This window comes from Pannonibacter phragmitetus (assembly GCF_050510895.1).
GTDB lineage: Bacteria > Pseudomonadota > Alphaproteobacteria > Rhizobiales > Stappiaceae > Pannonibacter > Pannonibacter phragmitetus_B.
This window is the reverse complement of record NZ_JBNINT010000001.1, coordinates 4,240,816-4,255,377: the sequence shown is the minus strand read 5'-3', so window position 1 is coordinate 4,255,377 and position 14,562 is coordinate 4,240,816. Positions and strand designations below refer to the sequence as shown.

The following is a 14,562-nucleotide window of genomic DNA, read 5'->3' as shown; positions in this document are numbered from 1 at the left end:
GATCCAGCACATCAGGGCAGCAGACTGTGATGCACAGCACTTGCGCCCCAGCTCCGGACCAGCCTATAGACCTGATGATTGCACTTGGCATTTCCTGCAAGCTTCGCGACCAGACTGGAGCCCCCATGTACTCGGATATTCTGCATCAGTCAGCAATCCTGATCCGCCAGAACATCAATATCGCCTTCCGCATCGCGGGTGCGTGGATGGTCATCATGCTGGTGGTGAGCGCGATAGAAGGCGCAACTGAAGGCATTCCGGGTCTGGGCATTTTCGTAACGCTGATCAATTTCGTGCTGGCGCTGGTCAGCGGCGCTTCCATCGCCAGCGGCTGGCACCGGTATGGCCTGCTGCAGGAACAGCCGAACCTCATTCATCTGCGTTTCGGTGTCTACGAGCAGCGTGTGCTCTGGCGCATGGTGCAGACGGCCCTGATCATGCTCGCGCCTATCGCAGCCATCATTCTTGCTACCATGCTGCTCAACCAGGTGGTGCCGCACGTCATGATGATTGCGCTGATTTCCGTGCTGACAGTGCTGACCATTGCGCTGATGTACCGCATCAGCTTCATCGTCCCGGCTTCCGCCGTTGGCCACCACCTTCCGGTGATGGAGGCCTTCCGCATCAGCAAGGGCTATGCCGGACCGATGTTCGTGGCGACGCTGCTTCTCAGCATCCCGGCGATCCTGGTGATGGGCCTTGCCATCACGGGCGGCTATCAGATCCTTATGGGCGGGTCTGTGGTTCTTGGCTTCGTTGTTCTGGCCGTGTTCGGCACGCTGCTGCAGATCATCACGACCACCATTGGTCTTGCTGTCGTGACTGTGGCCTACAAGAACGCCGCCGAGCGGCTCTGGGCGGAGAACCCCGACAATCCGATGTTCGCCCAGCACTGACGGAAACTGCCGGGCAGGGTATCGCCCTGCCAAAAGCTCAGGCTTTCATTACCGATTTGTCACGCAACCGCATCAGCGCAACTGCGTTGTTGCAGTGCAAGGCAGCTTCATGTGAAGCTGCTGCCTGAATTCGGTCAGGGAGCCTGAAAGTCATGCTGAAGAACAAAAATGCCGTCATCACCGGGTCTACCTCCGGCATTGGCCTTGCCTATGCACGGGCGCTGGCTGCCGAAGGCGCAAATGTGATGATCAACGGCTTTGGCGACAAGGACAAGATCGAGGCGGAGCGCAGTGGCATCGAAAAAGAGTTCGGCGTCCGCTGCATCTACTCTCCGGCCGACATGACCAAGGGCGACGAAATCGCCGCCATGATTGCCACTGCGGAAAAGGAACTCGGCAGCGTTGACATTCTGATCAACAACGCCGGCATCCAGCACGTGTCTCCGATCGAAGAGTTCCCGGTCGACAAGTGGAATGCGATCATCGCCATCAACCTGTCTTCCGCCTTCCACACCATCCGCGCTGCCCTGCCGGGCATGAAGGCCCGTGGCTGGGGCCGCATCATCAACACGGCCTCGGCTCATGCGCTGGTCGCTTCGCCCTTCAAGTCCGCCTATGTGGCCGCCAAGCACGGCATTGCCGGGCTGACCAAGACGGTTGCGCTGGAAGCGGCTGAAAAAGGCATCACTGTCAACGCCATCTGCCCGGGCTATGTCTGGACGCCGCTGGTCGAAGCCCAGATCCCCGATACAATGAAGGCGCGCAACATGACCGAGGATGAGGTCAAGCGCGAGGTGCTGCTGAAGGCCCAGCCGACCAAGGAATTTGTCACCGTGGAAGAAGTCGCAGCTGTCGCCGTCTTCCTGTGCTCGGATGCGGCAAAGTCCATCACAGGCACGCTTCTGCCCGTCGACGGCGGCTGGACCGCACAATAATGACCGCAACCCGCAAACGGAAAGCCCCGCCGCGCAAGTCAGCGCCGGGGCGCAAGGTCATCAATCTGGCCCTTCAGGGAGGCGGCGCTCACGGCGCTTTCACCTGGGGGTGCTGGACTACCTGCTGGAAGACGACCGCTTCGAGATTGACGGCATCAGCGGCACCTCTGCAGGCGCCATGAATGCTGTTGCTCTGGCCTGCGGGCTGCACGAGGGTGGAACCGAAGGCGCCAGGGAGCGCCTGCGGACCTTCTGGCAGAAGGTGAGCCAGCACGCCTATCTAAGCCCGATCCGCCGCTCGCCGCTGGACATGGCACTCGGGCAATGGAGCCTCGACTTCTCGCCGAGCTACATTGCCATGGATCTGATCTCGCGCTTTGCCTCGCCCTACGAGTTCAATCCGCTCAACATCAATCCACTGCATGAGGTGCTGAAGGAGATCATCAACTTTGACTCCGTTCGCGCCTGCGGACATGTGCGAGTGTTCGTGTCGGCCACCAATGTGCACACCGGAAAGATCAAGGTGTTCAGCGGCGACGAGCTGACGGCCGATGCGGTGATGGCCTCCGCCTGTCTGCCGCAAGTGTTCCAGGCAGTGGAGATCGACGGCGTGCCCTACTGGGACGGCGGCTACATGGGCAATCCGCCGCTCTATCCGCTGTTCTATGAAACCGGCACGCAGGACCTGCTTCTGGTGCAGATCAATCCGATCGAGCGCAAGGAGACGCCCCGAACAGCGCGTGAAATCCAGAACCGGATGAACGAAATCACCTTCAACTCCACGCTCCTGAGGGAAATGCGGTCAATCGAGTTCGTGCTCCGCCTTCTGAATGAAGGCAAGCTGAACGAAGAGGACTACAGGAAGGTCAACTTTCACCGCATTGACGGAGAAGCGCTAAAGCCGCTGCAGGCGTCCTCCAAGTCCAACGCAGAATGGGCCTTCATCGAGGAACTGTTCTCCATCGGCCGCAAGACGGCAGCTGATTGGGTGGAGCGCAACTATGATGCGGTCGGCGAACGCTCGACCGTCGATCTGCGCTCAGCGTTCGAATGATTAATAGAGATTAACCAGAATTTGCATTCTGCCATGCATAATAAAATCAATAACAAAGATAAATATCGTTAAACCAAATAAAACGAACAAAAATCAGTTTTACCGACAAAGAAAACCTTTTGGAAACCACTCCAATCATAATGTCGGGAAGCTGATTGTCAGGTTGTGCGTCGTCAGCGATTGCGGACGGAAGGAAGTGGCTCTGCGACCCGCTACTTCCTTCCGGCCCGCAGCACTTTTCCCTACATCTTTGAAACGCAGAGCCAGGCAAGACGTCTGGCAATGCAACTCTGTGCTTTCCGCCTGGCCCAGTGAGGGCTAAAAGAGGCGCGGGGGCGCAGGAGGTTGGACATGGCACTGCGATTGACATCAATACTTGCAGGAGCACTCATCCTGCCAGCCCTCGCATTGCTGCCGCAGGGCTCTGACGGTGCATTAGCCCAGCCTGCGGCCTCGCAACTCGATCAGATTACAGCACAGAATGGCTGCCCCGGCTGCGACCTGAGGCTGGAAAGCCTGCGCGCATTGAAGCTGGACATGCCGGATTTCACCGGCGTCAACCTGCGCGAGGCCGATCTGAAGGAAGCCATTCTCACCGGCGCAAAAATGTCTGGCGCAGATCTGCGGCGAACGGAGCTGGAGCGCGCAAAGCTGGACGGGGCGGACATGACCAGCAGTTCCATGCGCGGCGTGGATCTGGAAAAGGCAAGCCTGATCAAGGCACGGCTGTCCGGTTCAGATATGCGGAACGCGGACCTGAATGATGCCACGCTGACCAGCGCCAAGCTCGACAATGCGGATCTGCGCAATGCCATGCTGACCCGCAGCATTGCCATCGGAGCGAATTTCTCCGGCAGCAAGATGGATGGTGCAGATCTGGAGCGCGCCGACCTCAGCAGTGCCATGCTGGACAATGCCCGCCTGCCCTATGCCGATCTTGACCGGATCATCGCGGTGGATGCCAGCTTCCGCAATACCGATCTCAGTGGCACCCGCATCACTAGCGGCGACCTGACAGATGCAGATCTCACAGGCGCTGACCTGACAGGCGCCTTGCTGCGCAACACGAGACTACCAGGCGCAAAACTCAAGGACGTGCGAGGCCTTGACCCAAAGCGTATGATCAATCTGTGTGGTGACGCACGCACCGAGTTGCCCGACGGAATCCCCCGCTCAAGCCCTGTTCGTGAGCATCTGACGAACAAACGAAAGGGCCGCCCCCTTTGGACGGCCCTTTTTCAATCTCTGCCGGCGTGCTGGCTGGCTCAGAACGCGTCAAACGAGAAGCGGTAGGTCACACCGGTGCCAATGGCATACTGGTTGCGGCTGCCACGGTTGCGGACGATCGGGCTGCGGGCCGCATCGCCAATCAGCCGGTCATAACTGCCTTCCACATGCAGCTTCACCTGTTCCGTCAGATCGTAGCTTGCGCGCGATGCCACACCAATGCTCTTGAAGCCGCCACTGGCGCGGAACTGGTTGAGGCCGCTCGCCTGCGCTTCGGACTGCGATACACTGAAATAGGTGTCCATGTAGTCGGACGAAGCAAAGCCAAGGCGGGGACCGGCGCTGAGTTCAAGCTTCGGCATGGGCTTCATGATCAGGTCAGCTCCGATCTGACCTGTCTGCCCCGTATGGCCGTTGAACCCCTGCCGCAACTCGCCAAACACCCGGAAAGCTTCTCCCTGGAAGCCTGCACCCAGCCCTGCTTCCAGAGCCCAGTTCACCTTGCGGGTGCCATTCAGCTCGGCGGCGTCCGAGGGCTTGCGCTCGCCGATGAAATTGAAGGACGGGTAGAAATAAATGCCCGTACGCGCCTGCCCGTCGGCCACCTGCCCCAGAATCGGCAGATAAAAACGGCTGACAAAGATCAACGGTACCGGCGAAACCAGATAACTGTCCGCACCGTCATAACGCGGCTTGACCAGGGCTCCGACGCCAAGATCCAGCACATACTGATGGCCGGATCCTGCACCGGAAGAGCCATAGGAATAATCCTGGGCTGCAGCTGGAAGAGCGGCGCCAGCCAGGGCAGAAGTCAGGGCGATAAGTGTGAGCTTGCGCATCATGAGATGGGTCTGTCCTGAACGAATTACTGATTGGGACGGATTATAGGGCAAATTGCGATAAAGAGATTACCAAATCGGTAATTTTAACCCGCTGTTGTCATTTGGCATCGCCCGGCCTCTGCACTCTGTCCGCAGCGCGAAAATCCGCCCGCATTCCGCAGAGACCAGCCACCCCGAACAGCGAAAATTTCGCTAGTTCTATCCAGCGTTTTACAAGAGTTGAGGGTGCGACAGCCTGCTAAAAAAATTGATTCTAGGGCGCGTTTTCGTTACCACTTGTAAACAATTACGGCAAAAAGGCGACCGTCAGCTTATTGATGATTCCGGGGCTTGCAGGTTCATGAAAACGCTAAAAGACAACAATTTTACAAACGACTACTCAAGCTATTCACATCAGAACAGTAAGATAAACAAGAACAATTTGCGAAAAATCAACATGACCAGGCTTCTGCGGGCTTCTTTTCTTGGCACAGTTACCCTTGTAACACTTGCAGCTTTACCCGCTCTTGCCGATGGTGGCCGCGGTGGCGCATCAAATAATGGCCTGACGCCGGGAGGTGCGGGTGGCACTTCCGCAAATACTGGCGCAGGCGGAAATGGCGAAGGCGGCTCGAATCCAGGCAGCCTCGGAGGGAGCGGCGGCGGCGGCGGCGGATCCGGCGAGTCACAGGGTGTGGGTGGTGATGGCTTTTCTGCCGGAGGCGGTGCCGGGACGGGCCTCAGCGGAGCCAACGGCGGAAGTGGCGGCGGCGGCGGCGGTGGCGCTCATGGTTATACCGGAAGCGACATCACAGCGACCGCGACCGGCGGAAATGGCGGAAATGGCGGAAATGGTGTCTCCTCTAACGATGCCACAGGCGGTGGCGGCGGTGGCGCCGGTGGCTATGGCACCGTCTTCACAGGCACATCAGACTCGATCGGTTCACTCATCAACCTCACCGGCGGCAACGGCGGCAAAGGTGGCAATGGAGCCGCCGGTACGAATTCTTCGGGCGGCGGCGGCTCAGGTGGCGATGGCGGCATTGGCCTGGTCACGACGCAGCCCGCCGACCTGTCCATCTTGGGCTCCGTCACTGGCGGAAATGGCGGAAATGGGGGCGCAGGATCTGGCTCCGCCGCCGCTGGAGACGGAGGGGCTGGTGGCGCCGGCTTCGCAACGAATGAGGCTGTTACACTCATCATTTCCGGTTCAGTCATCGGCGGGCAGGGCGGCATCGGCGGGAACGGCGGCAACGCCGGCGCAGCAGGCAACGGAGGTGCTGGCGGCGCTGGCCTCTTGTTGGGCTCAACAGGAACGGTGACCATTTCCAGCTCCGGCATCGTCATTGGCGGCAGGGGAACCAATGCCGGAACGCAGCAGCTCGGAGGCACGGCAGGCTCTAATGGCGCTGGTGGCGTCGGCATCCAGGGCGCAGGTCTGACCGTCACGGTGCAAACCGGTGGTACTATCGATGGCGGGATAGGCGGCGACGGGGTCACACGGGCGAACGCGATCGAGTTCACTGGCGGCACCAACCGGCTCGTGGTCAACGCTGCCCCCAACATTGTTGGCAATGTCGTCGCCAACGGAACCTCGGACACATTCGAGGTTACGGGCTCGAGCAATGGTACGTTCAATGTCTCATTCATCGGGCCAAGCACTCAATTCAGGGGCTTCGAGGCATATGAAAAGACCGGGACGGGCTCCTGGACGTTAAACGGAACCACCAGCCAAGTTACCCCTGGACGGTGCTGGGTGGAACGCTATCGATCTCTAACGGTGCAACGTTGGGCGCTGATGCCGGAACGCTGACCCTGAACGGCGGCACACTGCGGGTGACCAGCTCGACGACCATCTCCAACCTGATGACAATCGGTTCGGGCAATGGCGCCATAAATGTGGGGACCGGAGCTTCCATCTTGCTGCAGAGCGTTCTGTCGGGGGCCGGAACACTGACCAAGTCTGGCGCAGGCAGCCTCATCCTGACGGCAGACAACAGCAGCTATACTGCCGCCATTTTGGCGTCTGGCGGCACCCTCGTTGTGCAAAATGCGCTTGGAACAAGCGATCTCACGATCGGCGCATCCGGTACGCTTGAACTGAATCAGACCGCCAGCCGCACCTTCTCCAACTTGATCTCTGGTGACGGCGCCTTGACAAAAACCGGTACCGGCACCTCCAGCCTCACGGGAGATGCTTCAGGCTTCTCCGGCGCGGCCACGGTGTCTGCTGGCGTGCTGCGCGTCGCAAACGCCTTCGGAGGCAATGTCACTGTTGCAACGTCCGGCACATTTGAGCTGGATCAGTCCTCCGACCGGACGTTTGCTTCTGTCTTCCAGGGCACGGGCGCACTGGCCAAGAGCGGGTCTGGTATTTCGATCCTCTCCGGCGTCAGCGGCGCATTTGCAGGCACCACCACCGTTTCAGGCGGCTCGCTTCTGGTCAACGGCACGCTCGGCAGCGGATCGTCCTTGCTCGAGGTTGCGTCGGGCGGCACGCTGGGCGGCACCGGCACGGTGGGCGGCGCGGCAACGGTGCAGTCCGGCGGCACGCTGTCGCCAGGCGCCAGCCCGGGCACCCTGACGGTGAACGGCAATCTGACGCTGGAGGCCGGCTCTACCACTCTGTTCGAACTGAACACCCCGAACGTGGCCGGCGGAGCCACCAACGACTTCATATCGGTTGGCGGCAACCTGACACTCGGCGGCGCGCTGCAGGCGCAAGTCGGCTCGGCTGGCTACTATAATCTCTTCGGTTACGGCGGCTCTCTTTCCGGCACCTTCGCCAGCACCAACGTGACAGGCGTCACGGGCGCGAACGTGACCATCGACACCAGCCTGGCCAATCAGGTGAACCTCTCGGTGACCACGGGTGGTGGCGGCGGCCAGTCCATCCAGTTCTGGGATGGCTCCAACACAACGGCGAACAACGCAGCCGATGGCGGAAGCGGAACTTGGGATGGCACCGCCACCAACTGGACGGCCAGCAACGGCGCCTCAAACGCGGCGTGGGGCAAATCTGTTGGCGTCTTCATGGGCACCGCCGGCACGGTGACCGTGTCCGGAACGCAAGACTTCGATACCCTGCAGTTCAAGACCACCGGCTATCAACTGACCGGCGGCACCCTGGCGCTGTCGCCAGCAAGCGGTCAGGCGGGCACGCTGAATGCTGACGCAGGCGTAACCGCGACGATTGCCTCCACCATCGCTGACGGGACAGGCACGCAGCTTTCCAAGCAAGGCTCCGGCACGGTGGTGCTTTCCGGCACCAACACCTACACCGGCGGGACGAGCGTCGGCGCGGGCACCCTGATAGGCAATACAGGCTCCATCCGGGGCAACATCGCCAACGCAGGCACTGTGGAGTTTGCACAGGCAGCAAACGGCACCTTCGCGGGCACCATTGGCGGGCTCGACGGCGTGAACGGCCAGATGGTGAAATCCGGGGCTGGCACGCTGCGGCTGACCGGCGCAAGCAGCCTGCCATGGTCGATCCAGGGAGGTTCAGTGGTCTCTACGACAACGCTCTTCACCGGCGATGTCATGGTTGCGGCTGGCACAAACCTGACCTTCGACCAGTCCTTCGACGGCACTTATGCTGGCGCTGTCAGCGGCGCTGGCGACGTGCTTTACACGGGTGGTGGACTTGTCCGGCTGACCGGCAACAATGCGGCCTATCAGGGCGAGGCAACTGTGCGCGACTTCACCCTGACGCTCGGCGGCAACACGATGGGCGGCGCACTGGTGCTGAGCAGTGGCGGGCGGCTCGCGGGCAACGGCACCGTGGGCGTCACGACAGTGACGCAGGGCGGCACGATTGCACCGGGCAATTCCATAGGCAAAGTGACGGTTGCCGGCAACCTGACCTTCCTGCCGGGCTCGACTTACGAAGTTGAGACCGACCCCGGCAGCAGCGCCGCTGACCTGATCCACGCCACGGGCACGGCGACGCTCGCCGGCAATGTACTGCACATTGGCTTCAACGGGGCCTATGCTCTGAGTTCGACCTACACCATCCTGACTGCGGACGGTGGCATTAATGGCACATTCAACGGCGTCTCTTCCACGCTCGCATTCCTGAATCCGTCTCTACTCTACGGAACAAATGCGGTGAGGCTGCAGCTCGCCCGTAACGACATCACCTTTGTCAGCCTGGCTCAGACGGAAAACCAGCGCGCAGCAGCCTCCGCGACGGAACGCCAGGGCGCAGGCAACGCTGTCTATGACGCCGTGGTCAAGCTCGATCAGTCGTCCATCCCACCGGCATACGATGCGTTGTCGGGCGAGATCCATGCCAGCCTGAAAACGGGTCTGATCGCGGATTCCCGTTTCGTACGCGATGCCGTGATTGACAGGGCACGCAGTGTTTCCACGGCCGCCTGCCTGATGCCTGAAGGTAGCGGCAGCGAGACTGCCGTCAACGGCTGTGCCACCGGCACATCTGGCTATGGCGTGGGTGTCTGGACACGCGCCTTCGGTTCGTTCGGCTCCTTCGACGGCGACGGCAATGCCTCCGGTCTCAACACCCGCACCGGGGGCGTGATGATCGGCTCAGATGCCGCAATCAGCGACGAAGCAATTGTGGGCCTGGTGGCGGGCTATCAGGCGTCCAGCTACAAGATCAACAGGCTGGCCTCCAAGGCGGAAACTTCAAGTGTTTTTGCCGGCGTCTACGGGGCTGCCACGCTGGACAGCATCAAGCTGACCGGCGGCGCATCCTATGCATGGTCCGGGATCGACACCGCGCGTACCGTCACATTCCCGGGTTACTCCGGCTATCTGACCAGTTCGGCCAACGCGAACACGGCGCAGGTCTTCGGTGAAATTGGCTATGAATTCGATGCTGGCATGGCCGTCGTCGAACCATTCGCCGGTCTGACCTACACCGCAGTTTCAACTGATGGCTATGCTGAAACCGGTGGCTCCTCCGCGCTTACGATTGCATCCAGCACCACCAATCTCACCTATTCGACCCTGGGTGTGCGGGCTGCGACGGCCCTGCCGTTCGGCGATGCCGTGTCCGCAAAGTTGACGGGTATGGCAGGCTGGCGCCATGTATATGGCTCAACGTCCCCGTCATCCCTCAACGCGTTTGCCGGTGGAACGCCCTTCAGCGTTAAAGGCACGCCCGTTGGCAAAGATGTCGCGCTGCTTAGCGCCGGATTGGAGTTCGACCTTGGAGCGAAGCCGGACATGAGCATCGAGAGCGCAAGCTTCTCTATCTCCTATGACGGCCAGTTCGGCTCCGGAACCGTCGAGAACTCCGCCAACGCCAGATTGAGGCTCAAGTTCTAGAGATGGACTGATTGGCGTCTGTCTACGCTCAAGGGATTGAATTGCCAGCGCGCAGGTGGAGAGCCGCCTGTGCGCTGGCCTCCCCGGCCGCGCATTGCCGGAACTGCGGCACAGAGATGCCATGCCGTCTGCATCCTCCGCACAGGTCTCTCATCTGGCTGTCCAGAATGGGATGGAGATGGGACCAGAAGCTTCCCGCCTGGAACACAGCCTTCACGCCAAGAAGAACACCGCCTCCCGCCAGTGCAAACCACGCAGCGGTTTTCAGACGCATGTTCCAGGAAGCTGCAACGCTTCCAAGCCAACCAGTCTGTTCTATCGGATTTAAGGAGAGAATGGAGCGGGCGATGGGATTCGAACCCACGACCCCAACCTTGGCAAGGTTGTGCTCTACCCCTGAGCTACGCCCGCATGGCGCCCGGCGAACCGGATGGGTATTCTTTAGAAGATCGCACCAGAATACCGGGGGCCGGAAACTGGAGCGGGCGATGGGATTCGAACCCACGACCCCAACCTTGGCAAGGTTGTGCTCTACCCCTGAGCTACGCCCGCATAAATCCGGTGAACCGGATGGGTAACCTCTATGACGCTGGACCAGAATGCCGGGGACCGGAAACTGGAGCGGGCGATGGGATTCGAACCCACGACCCCAACCTTGGCAAGGTTGTGCTCTACCCCTGAGCTACGCCCGCTTAAGCGCCGCAGAAAGCCAACTTGCGAAGGCCCGCCGCTGAGGTGGGCTGTATATGAACCAAGCCGCCAGCGAATGCAACAGGCTTTTTGACCCGGCTACGGCTTTTTCGGCCGCGTGGACAAGCTGTGGACAGAGGGATGCAGCACGCCCTGAACCCGCCCGCGGGAAACCTTGCCGCCCAAGACCCTCATCAGCTAGAAGCATGGAAAGAGAGAGATTTTGCGCGCCCGTGCGGTGGGCAGGAAGCGGGAGACGGCATGATGGCAACACGCAGCGAGCTGCTGGCTTTTCTGGACAGCCTTGGCCTTGAGACAAAGACCACAGATCACCGCCCGGTGTTTACAGTGGCTGAATCCGAGGACGTGCATGCCATGATCCCTGGCGCCCACACGCGCAACCTGTTCCTGAAGGACAAGAAAGGCCGCATCTTTCTGGTGGTGGTGCTGCATGACGCCACGGTGGATCTGAAGCAGATCCACACGCTGATCGGCGGACAGGGGCGCGTCTCCTTCGGCAATGCCGACCAGCTGATGGAATGCCTTGGCGTGGTCCCCGGCTCGGTCACGCCTTTTGGCCTCTACAACGACCGGGAGGCGCAACGCGTGACGCCAATCTTCGACGCGGCGATGATGCAGCACGAGGTGTTGAACTTTCACCCGCTGTCGAACGACGCCACCACCACCATTTCCCGCGAGGGGCTGCTGACCTTTGCCCGGGCCTGCGGACATGAGCCGCAGGTAGTGGCTGTGACGGAAGAGGCGAAGGCGCAGGGTTTGTAATTCCCCCGCTGCCACGCCATGTTAAAAACAAAGCGAACTCCTGACGGCTCACGCGCTAGGCTGATGAGCCGTCCTTGTGACGACAAGGGAAAACGACGATGAGCGGTGGAAACTTCAGCATGGGCGGTCAGGCCGGCGGCTCCTTTGGCGGCAGCTACGGCGGCTCGGGCTATGGCAGCCAGCAGGGCCAGAACCAGTCTCAGGCCCCGGCTCAAGCAGCAGGCGCAGACAATCTGATCTTCGATGTCACTACTCCAACCTTTGCCAAGGCCGTGCTGGAAGCCTCGCGCGCCCAGACGGTGCTGGTGGACTTCTGGGCTCCCTGGTGCGGCCCCTGCCGCCAGCTGACCCCTGCGCTGGAAGCGGCCGTCAAGGCCGCAAAGGGTGCCGTGCTTCTGGCCAAGATGAACATCGACGACTATCCGGAAGTGGCCGGCCAGCTCGGCATCCAGTCGATCCCGGCTGTGGTCGCCTTCAAGAACGGCCAGCCGGTCGATGCCTTCATGGGTGCCCAGACAGAGAGCCAGATCAAGGCTTTCATCGAGCGCGTGGCGGGCCCCGCTCCGGAGTCCCCTGTAGACGCCTATCTGGCGGAAGGCGAGACGCTGCTGGAGGCCAAGGACTACGGGCAGGCCGCGCAGATGTTCGGCGGCGTGCTGCAGATGGACGGCGCCAACACCCGTGCCCTTGCCGGTCTTGCCCGCTGCTATCTGGGCGCCGGCGATCTGGCCCGCGCCCGGCAGGCGCTGGAGATGATCCCGGAAGAAGCCCGCAAAGACACCGCAGTGATCGCAGCCTTTGCCGCGCTGGATCTGGCCGAACAGGCCGAACAGCTGGGCGATCTTGGCGGACTTCAGGCGAAGGTTGAGGCCAATCCGGACGACCATCAGGCCCGCTTTGATCTGGCCTTGGCGCTGAACGGGCGCGGCGACCATCAAGGTGCCGTCGATCAGCTCATCGGCATCATCCGCCGGGACCGCAGCTGGAACGAGGATGGCGCACGCAAGCAGCTTCTCCAGTTCTTCGAGGCCTGGGGCCCGAAGGAGCCGGCAACCAATTATGGCCGCCGCAAGCTGTCGTCAGTGCTGTTCTCCTGACCTATATGTCCTTTGGCGGGCATTTGTCCGCCAAGGGACAACAAGATACGAGGTGACACGATGAAGGCAGGAAACGCGAGCTACACGAGCATCAAGGACCTGCCCGCGACGCTGCCCGTCTTTCCGTTGCCCGGCGCCCTGCTGCTGCCGCGCACCCAGTTGCCGCTGAACATTTTCGAGCCTCGCTATCTGGCCATGGTGGACGCGGCCCTTGCCGGTCAGCGGCTCATCGGTATGGTGCAGCCATCCATCACCGATGCGCAAGACGGATCACAGCCCGCCCTGTCCCGCGTTGGCTGTGCTGGACGGATCACTTCGTTTCAGGAAAGCGGTGACGGCCGCTACCTGATCTCGCTGCAGGGCATTGCCCGCTTCCGCATTGCCGAGGAGCTTCCGGCGATGACGCCATTCCGGCAGGTGGCCTCTGACTTCTTGCCTTATCTGCCTGATCTGGAGACAGGCCGGGGCGAAAATGACGTTGACCGTGAGGGTCTGCTGCGTGCCTTCCGGGCCTATCTCGACGCCCATGACATGGAAGCGGACTGGGACAGTGTGGAACGCGCAGAAACGGAAGTACTCGTCAACGCCCTGTGCATGATGAGCCCCTATGGCCCGGCGGAAAAGCAGGCCATGCTGGAAGCTGCCGACCTGAAGACCCGTGCCGAAACGCTGGTCGCCATCACCGAGATTGACCTGGCGCGCAGCGCAGGTCATGAGGGTGGCCCGACCCTTCAATAAGCCTCGAGAGACCGGAACGCCCAGATGACGGAAACCGCAGCTTCACACAGTGCCAGACAGATCGACCGCAAGATGCTGGAGCTTCTCGTCTGCCCACTGACCAAGACCACGCTGGAATATGATGCGAATGCGCAGGAGCTGATCTCCCGCGCCGCCAAGCTGGCCTATCCGATCAAGGATGGCATCCCGATCATGCTGCCGGACGAAGCGCGCAAGATCGAAGACTGATCACGGCGCGGCGAAAAGAGCTCAACCACCACACACCGCCTCAAGCGCGGCCATCAGAGCGTTCGGTTCACCGGACACATGCAGCGTCTTGATGCGGGCAGTGGCGCCCGCCTGCAACGCCACAGCGGACTTCGGCAGGCCAAGGGTCTTGGCCATCAGGACCTCAAGCGCAGCATTGGCCGCGCCCTTCTCCGGCACGGCCCGCACACGCGCCGCCAGCACCTGGCGGCCATCGGACAGGGCGGACAGGCCATCCACCCGGTCGTGACCAGAGCGCGGCGTCAGGCGCACATCGACGCTGACCCCGCCCTTGACCGCACGCCAGGGCCGAACCGGCCCCGTCATCAGAAGACGACGGGGTAGATGTAGCGGATGATGACGTTCTGCAGCAGGAAGATCAGCAGCAGCAGCACGATGGCCGAAAGGTCCAGCCCGCCGACGGAAGGCACCACACGGCGGATCGGACGCAGCAGCGGCTCGGTCAGGGCATAGAGCGTCTGGCCAATGGTTGCCACGAACTGGTTGCTCATGTTCACCACGTTGAAGGCATAGAGCCACGAGAAGATCGCGCTGGCGATGATGACATAGGTATAGAGCTGCAGGATCAGCAGGACCACGTCCAGAAGTGCGCGCATGAATGAGTTCCGCTTTGTAATGACGTTCCGTTCTGCATGATGTAGCGGCGCACCGGTGCCGCCGCAAGGCATCATCTTGAACAGGCTTAAGTGATGGGCACTTGCTGTGCCGCAGTCTTGCAGTACAGAGCCGTGCCGCAAGAGCGGTGGAGGCGGCAGAAAG

General features: G+C 61.2%; 12 protein-coding genes, 3 tRNA genes and 1 pseudogene. 10 read left to right on the top strand and 6 right to left on the bottom strand.

Annotated elements, in window-relative coordinates; all coding sequences use genetic code 11:
• Nucleotides 1–29: 29 nt before the first annotated feature.
• The 4 genes and pseudogenes from ACQB61_RS20520 (at nt 30) to ACQB61_RS20505 (ending at nt 4,178) form a co-directional block, all read left to right on the top strand.
• Nucleotides 30–896 (top strand): hypothetical protein, encoded by an 867-nt coding sequence (locus ACQB61_RS20520; RefSeq protein ID WP_430514117.1) that lies wholly within the window; start codon nt 30–32, stop codon nt 894–896.
• 152 nt (nt 897–1,048) lie between these two features.
• A complete protein-coding gene (locus ACQB61_RS20515) occupies nt 1,049–1,831 on the top strand; it encodes a 3-hydroxybutyrate dehydrogenase (protein ID WP_430514116.1) in 783 nt (260 codons plus the stop codon).
• Nucleotides 1,831–2,885, top strand: a pseudogene (locus tag ACQB61_RS20510) (patatin-like phospholipase family protein). Before ACQB61_RS20515 ends, ACQB61_RS20510 begins: the two are co-directional and overlap by 1 nt.
• A 351-nt stretch (nt 2,886–3,236) precedes the next feature.
• Nucleotides 3,237–4,178 carry a pentapeptide repeat-containing protein gene (locus ACQB61_RS20505; protein ID WP_430514115.1) on the top strand — a complete coding sequence of 314 codons (942 nt, stop codon included), beginning with the start codon at nt 3,237–3,239 and terminating at the stop codon, nt 4,176–4,178.
• Here the strand turns inward: ACQB61_RS20505 and ACQB61_RS20500 are convergent.
• Nucleotides 4,151–4,954 (bottom strand): MipA/OmpV family protein, encoded by an 804-nt coding sequence (locus ACQB61_RS20500; RefSeq protein ID WP_430514114.1) that lies wholly within the window; start codon nt 4,952–4,954, stop codon nt 4,151–4,153. The two genes, ACQB61_RS20505 and ACQB61_RS20500, sit on opposite strands and share 28 nt — an antisense overlap.
• A gap of 436 nt (nt 4,955–5,390) precedes the next feature.
• Between ACQB61_RS20500 and ACQB61_RS20495 the strand changes: the two genes are divergently transcribed.
• Together ACQB61_RS20495 and ACQB61_RS20490 are read left to right on the top strand one after the other, a co-directional pair.
• A complete protein-coding gene (locus ACQB61_RS20495; RefSeq protein WP_430514113.1) occupies nt 5,391–6,746 on the top strand; it encodes a hypothetical protein in 1,356 nt (451 codons plus the stop codon).
• On the top strand, nt 6,722–10,228 hold the full coding sequence (locus ACQB61_RS20490) for an autotransporter domain-containing protein (protein ID WP_430514112.1): 3,507 nt from the start codon (nt 6,722–6,724) through the stop codon (nt 10,226–10,228). Before ACQB61_RS20495 ends, ACQB61_RS20490 begins: the two co-directional genes overlap by 25 nt.
• A gap of 336 nt (nt 10,229–10,564) precedes the next feature.
• On the opposite strand, the gene ACQB61_RS20485 is transcribed toward ACQB61_RS20490, so the two are convergent.
• The 3 genes from ACQB61_RS20485 to ACQB61_RS20475 form a co-directional block, all read right to left on the bottom strand.
• A tRNA-Gly gene (locus ACQB61_RS20485) sits at nt 10,565–10,639 on the bottom strand.
• 66 nt (nt 10,640–10,705) lie between these two features.
• Nucleotides 10,706–10,780: transfer RNA gene (locus tag ACQB61_RS20480), tRNA-Gly, on the bottom strand.
• Nucleotides 10,781–10,845: 65 nt separating this feature from the next.
• Nucleotides 10,846–10,920: transfer RNA gene (locus ACQB61_RS20475), tRNA-Gly, on the bottom strand.
• Between the two features lie 259 nt (nt 10,921–11,179).
• On the opposite strand from ACQB61_RS20475, the gene ACQB61_RS20470 reads away from it, so the two are divergent.
• From ACQB61_RS20470 to ACQB61_RS20455, 4 genes are all read left to right on the top strand, one after another.
• Nucleotides 11,180–11,701, top strand: coding sequence for a prolyl-tRNA synthetase associated domain-containing protein (locus ACQB61_RS20470; RefSeq protein ID WP_430514111.1), 522 nt, complete (start codon nt 11,180–11,182; stop codon nt 11,699–11,701).
• A 98-nt stretch (nt 11,702–11,799) separates the two neighbouring features.
• Complete coding sequence (gene trxA / locus ACQB61_RS20465) at nt 11,800–12,798, top strand: thioredoxin (protein ID WP_430514110.1); 999 nt, start codon at nt 11,800–11,802, stop codon at nt 12,796–12,798.
• Between the two features lie 60 nt (nt 12,799–12,858).
• Nucleotides 12,859–13,536 carry an LON peptidase substrate-binding domain-containing protein gene (locus tag ACQB61_RS20460; RefSeq protein ID WP_430514109.1) on the top strand — a complete coding sequence of 226 codons (678 nt, stop codon included), beginning with the start codon at nt 12,859–12,861 and terminating at the stop codon, nt 13,534–13,536.
• 24 nt (nt 13,537–13,560) lie between these two features.
• The gene (locus ACQB61_RS20455) at nt 13,561–13,764 is read left to right on the top strand and encodes a Trm112 family protein (RefSeq protein ID WP_019965359.1); all 204 of its coding nucleotides are present in this window, start codon (nt 13,561–13,563) and stop codon (nt 13,762–13,764) included.
• 21 nt (nt 13,765–13,785) lie between these two features.
• Here the strand turns inward: ACQB61_RS20455 and ACQB61_RS20450 are convergent, their stop codons facing one another.
• Nucleotides 13,786–14,109 (bottom strand): DUF167 family protein, encoded by a 324-nt coding sequence (locus ACQB61_RS20450; RefSeq protein ID WP_430514108.1) that lies wholly within the window; start codon nt 14,107–14,109, stop codon nt 13,786–13,788.
• The gene (locus ACQB61_RS20445; protein ID WP_050473899.1) at nt 14,109–14,399 is read right to left on the bottom strand and encodes a YggT family protein; all 291 of its coding nucleotides are present in this window, start codon (nt 14,397–14,399) and stop codon (nt 14,109–14,111) included. Before ACQB61_RS20445 ends, ACQB61_RS20450 begins: the two co-directional genes overlap by 1 nt.
• Nucleotides 14,400–14,562: the final 163 nt, after the last annotated feature.